Source organism: Streptomyces misionensis, assembly GCF_007896895.1.
Lineage (GTDB): Bacteria > Actinomycetota > Actinomycetes > Streptomycetales > Streptomycetaceae > Streptomyces > Streptomyces misionensis_A.
Genome location: NZ_VOGW01000185.1, coordinates 1 through 5,832, shown reverse-complemented (window position 1 = coordinate 5,832; position 5,832 = coordinate 1). Strand labels below are relative to the sequence as shown.

The 5,832-nt window shown below is 73.2% G+C and carries 6 protein-coding genes; 5 read left to right on the top strand and 1 reads right to left on the bottom strand.

Annotated features, from left to right (window positions below):
* On the bottom strand, window positions 1-646 hold a 646-nt coding region (locus FRZ03_RS31760), incomplete at its 3' end, for a rhomboid family intramembrane serine protease (protein ID WP_146468642.1).
* 153 nt (window positions 647-799) lie between these two features.
* Here FRZ03_RS31760 and FRZ03_RS31755 point away from each other — a divergent pair.
* The 5 genes from FRZ03_RS31755 to FRZ03_RS31735 all read left to right on the top strand — a co-directional run.
* Entirely contained in the window at window positions 800-1,039 is a 240-nt protein-coding gene (locus FRZ03_RS31755) for a hypothetical protein (RefSeq protein WP_146468537.1), read from the top strand.
* Between the two features lie 50 nt (window positions 1,040-1,089).
* Window positions 1,090-2,433 (top strand): NYN domain-containing protein, encoded by a 1,344-nt coding sequence (locus FRZ03_RS31750; protein WP_146468536.1) that lies wholly within the window; start codon window positions 1,090-1,092, stop codon window positions 2,431-2,433.
* 212 nt (window positions 2,434-2,645) lie between these two features.
* Entirely contained in the window at window positions 2,646-3,680 is a 1,035-nt protein-coding gene (locus FRZ03_RS31745) for a C40 family peptidase (RefSeq protein ID WP_070028632.1), read from the top strand.
* Window positions 3,681-3,920: 240 nt separating this feature from the next.
* Window positions 3,921-4,985, top strand: a complete 1,065-nt coding sequence (locus tag FRZ03_RS31740; protein WP_186785729.1) for a C40 family peptidase — start codon at window positions 3,921-3,923, stop codon at window positions 4,983-4,985.
* A gap of 30 nt (window positions 4,986-5,015) precedes the next feature.
* On the top strand, window positions 5,016-5,832 hold an 817-nt coding region (locus FRZ03_RS31735), incomplete at its 3' end, for a hypothetical protein (RefSeq protein WP_146468535.1).

Below are 5,832 nucleotides of genomic sequence, written 5' to 3'. Positions count from 1 at the left end.
CGCCGAACCCCACCAGGTGCGCCAGGTACGCCACCCCCGGTCCCTGCACCGACCGTCCCGCCGCCACCCACTGCAATGCCACCCAGAACGGCAGTACGACCCAGGCCGGGAAACGCAGCGGCAGGAAGAACAGGAACGGCAGGAGACTGGTGACACGGGCGCGCGGGAACAGGAAGAGAAACGCACCGAGCACCGCCGAGATCGCCCCCGACGCGCCCACCAGCGACTGCTCGGAGGTGGCGTTGGCCGCCGCGTACCCCAGCAGCGCGAGGTAGCCGCAGCCGACGTAGAAGAGGGTGAACTCCACGCGGCCCATCCGCTCCTCGGTCAGCACGCCGAAGACGAGGAGGAAGAGCATGTTGCCCAGCAGATGCACCCAGTTGCCGTGCACGAACAGCGCGGTGACCGGGGAGAGGGCGTGTGCCGCGGGGGCGGCGAACAGCTCCGCCGGGACCACCCCCCACTGGCGGAAGTACACCCGCTCCGTGTCCAGCAGCGCATACCCGGTGCCGTACCCGGGGACGATCCCGGACGCCGGGCCCAGGACGAAGATCAGGCAGCACAGGGCGATGAGGCCGTACGTCGTCGGCGCGGCCCTGAGTGCCCTGAAGGTCCTGCCGGCCGCCGTGCTCCACTCGCTGATCATGAACACAGAGCATGACGTAACCGGACGCAAGCTGACAGACCGCCTCGCCGCCGTGAACGGACGGGCGGCGAGCGCCCGCCAGGCCGTAGGGTTACGAGCCACACGCGTCGGCCGCCGGCGCGGTCCGACCCGAGAAGGAAGCGAACAGGCACGATGACGGTTCCCCTGCCGACCGCCACGACGCGTTGGCGCTGCACCCTCTGCGGAAACCTCACCCGCTTCGACGTCACCCGCTCGTCGAAGGTCGTGGAGTACGTCCACCTCGACCTGGCCGGCGAGCCGACGGTGGAGGAGCGCCAGGTGGTCAGTGAGACCATCGAGTCGGTGCGCTGCCGCTGGTGCAACGCGGTGGACCAGGTGGAACTCGTGGACCGGCCGGGCGCCGGCTCCTGACGGAGCGGGCCCGCCCGGGGATGTCGGCAATCGGTAGTGGGGTGTGACGGATGGTGGAGAGCGCAGGCGGGGGGCCGGGCGACGGCACCGCTGAGGTGCTTGACCGTCCGCTGCCCGACGGGGTGCGCCGCAGGGTCGTGGGGATCGTCTCGGACGGCTTCGGCCGGCTGACCGTGACCGAACTGCCCACCCAGTTGCGGCAGTACGCCCGGTTCGCCCCGAACCGCCGGGTGAAGTTCGCCGGGAACGCGATGGCGGCGGCGCTGGAGACCGACACGCTGTTCCGGCAGCGGATCGGCGAGAAGTTCCGCGAGACCCAGCCGGAGCTGGCCGGCGCCCTCGACTCCGGGGCGGCGCCCCCGGCCGCCGATCCGCTGGACGTGGCGGCCGCGGCCTATGTGCTGCGCCCGGCGGGCTGGGTGAAGCTGGTCTCCGCGGCCGGCGAGGAGGCCCAGCGCGCCGACGCCGAGCGGGCCGACGAGGAGAGCCGGGCCGAGCTGGAGCGGCTGCGCGTCGAACTGGACCACGCCCGCGAGCACACCCGGGCCGAGACCGAACGGCTGCGCGCGGAGCTGGAGTCGGCGAAGCGGGAGGCGGAGTCGCTGCACCGCAAGCTGCGCTCCGCGCTGAGCGATGTGCGCCGCGGCGAGGCGGCGCTGCGCAAGACGCAGAGCGAGATGGACATCGTGCGCGCCGAGGCGCAGCTCCAGGTGTCGGCCGCGGAGAGCGAGTCCCGGCGGCTCAAGGCGCGCCTCGGCGAGGCGGAGGCGGCCCTGGAGGCCACCCGCAAGGCCGCCCGCGAGGGCCGCAGCGTGGAGGACATGCGGGTACGGCTGCTCCTGGACACCCTGCTGGACGCCACCCAGGGCCTGCGGCGGGAGCTGGCGCTGCCGCCGGTGTCCGTGCGCCCGGCCGAGACGGTCGACGCGGTGGAGCCGGGCCGGATGACCCCGAAGGACATCGCGGCGCGCGCCCTGTCCGAGCACGACCCCGCGATCCTCGACCAGTTGCTCGCGCTGCCGCAGGCGCATCTGGTGGTCGACGGCTACAACGTCACCAAGACCGGCTATCCGCAGATGCCGCTGGAGAAGCAGCGGCTGCGGCTGCTCGGGCAGCTGTCGGCGCTCGCCGCGCAGACCGGCGCCGAGGTGACCTGTGTCTTCGACGGCGCCGAACTGGCCGCGCCGGTGCTGCTCGCGCCGCCGCGCGGGGTGCGGGTGCTGTTCTCCAAGCCGGGCGTCACGGCGGACGAGCTGATCCGCCAGCTGGTGCGCGCGGAACCGCCGGGCCGTCCGGTCATCGTCGCCTCCACCGACCGCGAGGTGGCCGACGGCGTGGCGCGGGCGGGTGCCCGGCCGGTGGCGTCTGCCATGCTTCTGAAACGACTGTCCTGAAAGGCCCGACGGGCGTACGCATTGCCCGAATTGGGCGTGCTGTCACGCGACGTAGCGTCAATCGCGCATCACTGCTCGTGTGTTGTGTGCAAAAAATACATTGCGTCACGGCATTTTTTGTCGTGAGGATTTGAATGATCACAACTGTGTCACTAGGGTCTGGGCTCGAACCTCCGAACGGGTGAACACTCACAAGAAGGAGTTCGTCCTCCGTGGCGTCCCACCGTCGACCCAAGCAGCAGAGCCGCGCACGCGTGACCGTGCTGACCACCGCAGCCGCCGCTGCCGTCGTGCTCAGCGCGAACGCCGCGAACGCCGCGCCGAGCCCCAAGCTCAGCAAGGACCAGGTCAAGTCCAAGGTCGACAAGCTGTACGAGGAGGCCGAGCAGGCCACCGAGAAGTACAACGGCGCCAAGGAGAAGCAGCAGAAGCTGCAGAAGGAGATATCCACGATCCAGGACAACGTCGCGCGGGGTCAGGAAGACCTCAACAAGCTGCGCGACGGCCTGGGTTCGCTGGCGACCGCCCAGTACCGCGACGGCGGTATCGACCCCTCGGTCCAGCTCTTCCTCTCCTCCAACCCGGACGACTACCTCGACAAGGCGTCCACCCTCGACCAGCTGAGCGGCCAGCAGGTCGACGCGCTGCGCAAGATCCAGGACAAGCAGCGCGAACTCGCCCAGGAGCGCTCCGAGGCCACCGAGAAGCTCAAGGACCTCTCGGCCACCCGGACCGAACTGGGCAACAAGAAGAAGGAAGTCCAGGCCAAGCTGGCCGAGGCCCAGAAGATCCTCAACAGCCTCACCGCCAAGGAGAAGGCGGACCTGGCCGCGCAGCAGCAGCGCGCCGACCGCTCCTCCAGCCAGCGCGTGAACCTCGGCGACGCCCCGCCCGCCTCCGGCCGGGCCGCGGCCGCCTTCGCCGCCGCCCAGGGCCAGATCGGCAAGCCGTACGTCTACGGCGCCACCGGCCCCTCCTCCTTCGACTGCTCGGGTCTGACCTCCTACGCCTACGCGCAGGCCGGCGTCTCCATCCCGCGCACCTCCGAGGAGCAGGCCACCATCGGCACCCGGATCTACAACCAGAGCGACCTCAAGGTCGGCGACCTGGTGTTCTTCTACGGCGACATCCACCACGTGGGCCTGTACGCGGGCAACGGCCAGGTGCTGCACGCCCCGCACACCGGTGCCGTGGTGCGCTACGAGGCGATGTCCGACATGCCGTTCCAGTTCGGCGTGCGGGTCTGAGACCCGCGGCAAACCTCACGAGGGCGCCCGAACGGGCGAACCTCCGGGACGAGGGTTGACCCCACGCCCCGCCGGTGACCTGCGTCAGCGGCGGGGCGTCACTCTTTGTCGCCGCCGAGGTCTTTGGCCGCGGCCCTTCCGCACGGCTACTGTCTGCCGCGTTTCCCCGGCGCCCGGGCCTCCCCGTCCCTGGCGCCGGGGGACGTCCCTCGTCAGCCAGTGGAAGGGGTTCGGCAACCCGTGGGGTCCCATCGCCGCCTTGCACCGTCCGGCCGCGACCGTGCACCGTCCGGTCGCCGCCGCGCACCCTCCGGACTCGCCCTGGGCGCCGCCGCCCTGTGCGCGCTGCCGGCCGCGGCCGCCGCGCTCGGCGCCGTACCCGCGCAGGCCGCGCCGCACGCCGACGCCCGCGCCGAGGTGGACCGGCTCTACACGGAGGCCGAGCGGGCGACCGAGGCCTACGACAAGGCCGAGGAGCGCGCGGACGGCCTGCGCCGCGAGGTCCGGTACGCCCAGGACCGCATCGCCCGCCGCCAGCAGGAGGTCAACTCCCTTCGGGAGGAGCTGGGTTCGCTGGCCGGGGCGCAGTACCGCACGGGCGGCATCGACCCGGCCGTCGCCCTGCTGTTCTCCGCCGACCCCGACGACTACCTCGACAAGGCCGCCACCCTCGACCGCATCGGCGCCGAGGAGTCCGTCCGGCTGCGGGAGCTGCGGTCCGCGCTGCGCGAACTCGACCAGGAACGGGCGGAGGCGGCCGGGAAACTCACCGAACTGGACCGCAGCCGCCGGGCGGTGGCCGCGCACAAGCGGACGGTGGAGCGCAAGCTCGCCCGGGCCCGGCAGCTGCTGGACTCGCTGTCCGCGGCCGACCGCGCCGCCTACGAACGCTCCTCCCGCTCGGCCGGCTCCGACCGCCTCGGGCTGCCCGATCCGACCGGTGCGACGGCCGCCGCCGACGGGCGGGCCGCGGCCGCGCTGGCCGCCGCCCGCTCCGCCCTCGGCCGCCCCTATGTGTGGGGCGCCAACGGGCCCGCGGGCTTCGACTGTTCGGGCCTGATGCAGTGGTCGTACGCGCACGCCGGCGTCCATCTGCCGCGCACCTCCCAGGAGCAGCGCCTCGCCGGCCGCCGGGTCCCGCTCTCCCAGGCCCGCCCCGGCGACCTGATCGTCTACCGCTCCGACGCCAGCCATGTGGCGATGTACGCCGGGGGCGGCCGGGTCATCCACGCGCCCCACCCCGGGGCGGCGGTGCGCTACGACCCGGTCGGGATGATGCCCATCTCCTCGGTCACCCGGCCCTGACGCCCGCGCGACGCGCCGTACGATCGTCGGATGGCCGGTGACGGGAGGGTGAGACGGGTCGCGGCGTCGGCCCTGTGCCTGCTGCTGCCGCTGGCAGGCTGCGCCGGGGGGACGGCGGCCGACTCCGCGCGGACCGAGGTGCAGCGCCTGCTGGACATGCGCTCGGCGGCGCTGCTGCGGCACGACGAGGGGGCGTACGACGCGACCGGCGCCCGCGGGGAGTACACCAGGCTGCGCGCCCTGCCGCTGGCCTCCTGGGCGTACCGGGTCACCGGGCTGCGCCGCACCGCCGCGGGCGCCACCGCCGACGCCGAGCTGACGTACCGGGTCGCCGGCTACGACCGGGCCCCCGTCGACACCCGGCGCACCCTCACCCTCGCCAGGACGGCCCAGGGCACCTGGTACGTCACCGCCGACCGCCCCGCCGGGCGGTCCGGGCAGCAGCTGTGGGACCAGGGCCCGGTGACCGCCGTACCGGGCGCGCACAGCCTGGTCCTCGGCGCCGGGCAGTCCGCGGCCGACCTGCGTGCCTACGCCCGGATGGCCGACCGGGCGGTCCCGGCGGTCTCCGGGCAGTGGGGCACGGACTGGACCCGCAAGGTGGTGGTCGTGGTGCCGAGGTCCCTGGACGGCATGGCGGGCCTGCTCGGCTCGCCGGCCGCCGACTACCGGGGCATCGCCGCCGTCACCACCGGCGAGGCGGGCGGCGCGGGCCGGACCCCGGCCGACCGGGTGGTGATCAACCCCGACGCCTACGCCGCCCTGGGCACCCTGGGCAAACAGGTCGTCCTCACCCACGAGACGACCCATGTGGCCACCCGCACCCGCACCACCGCCGCCACCCCCC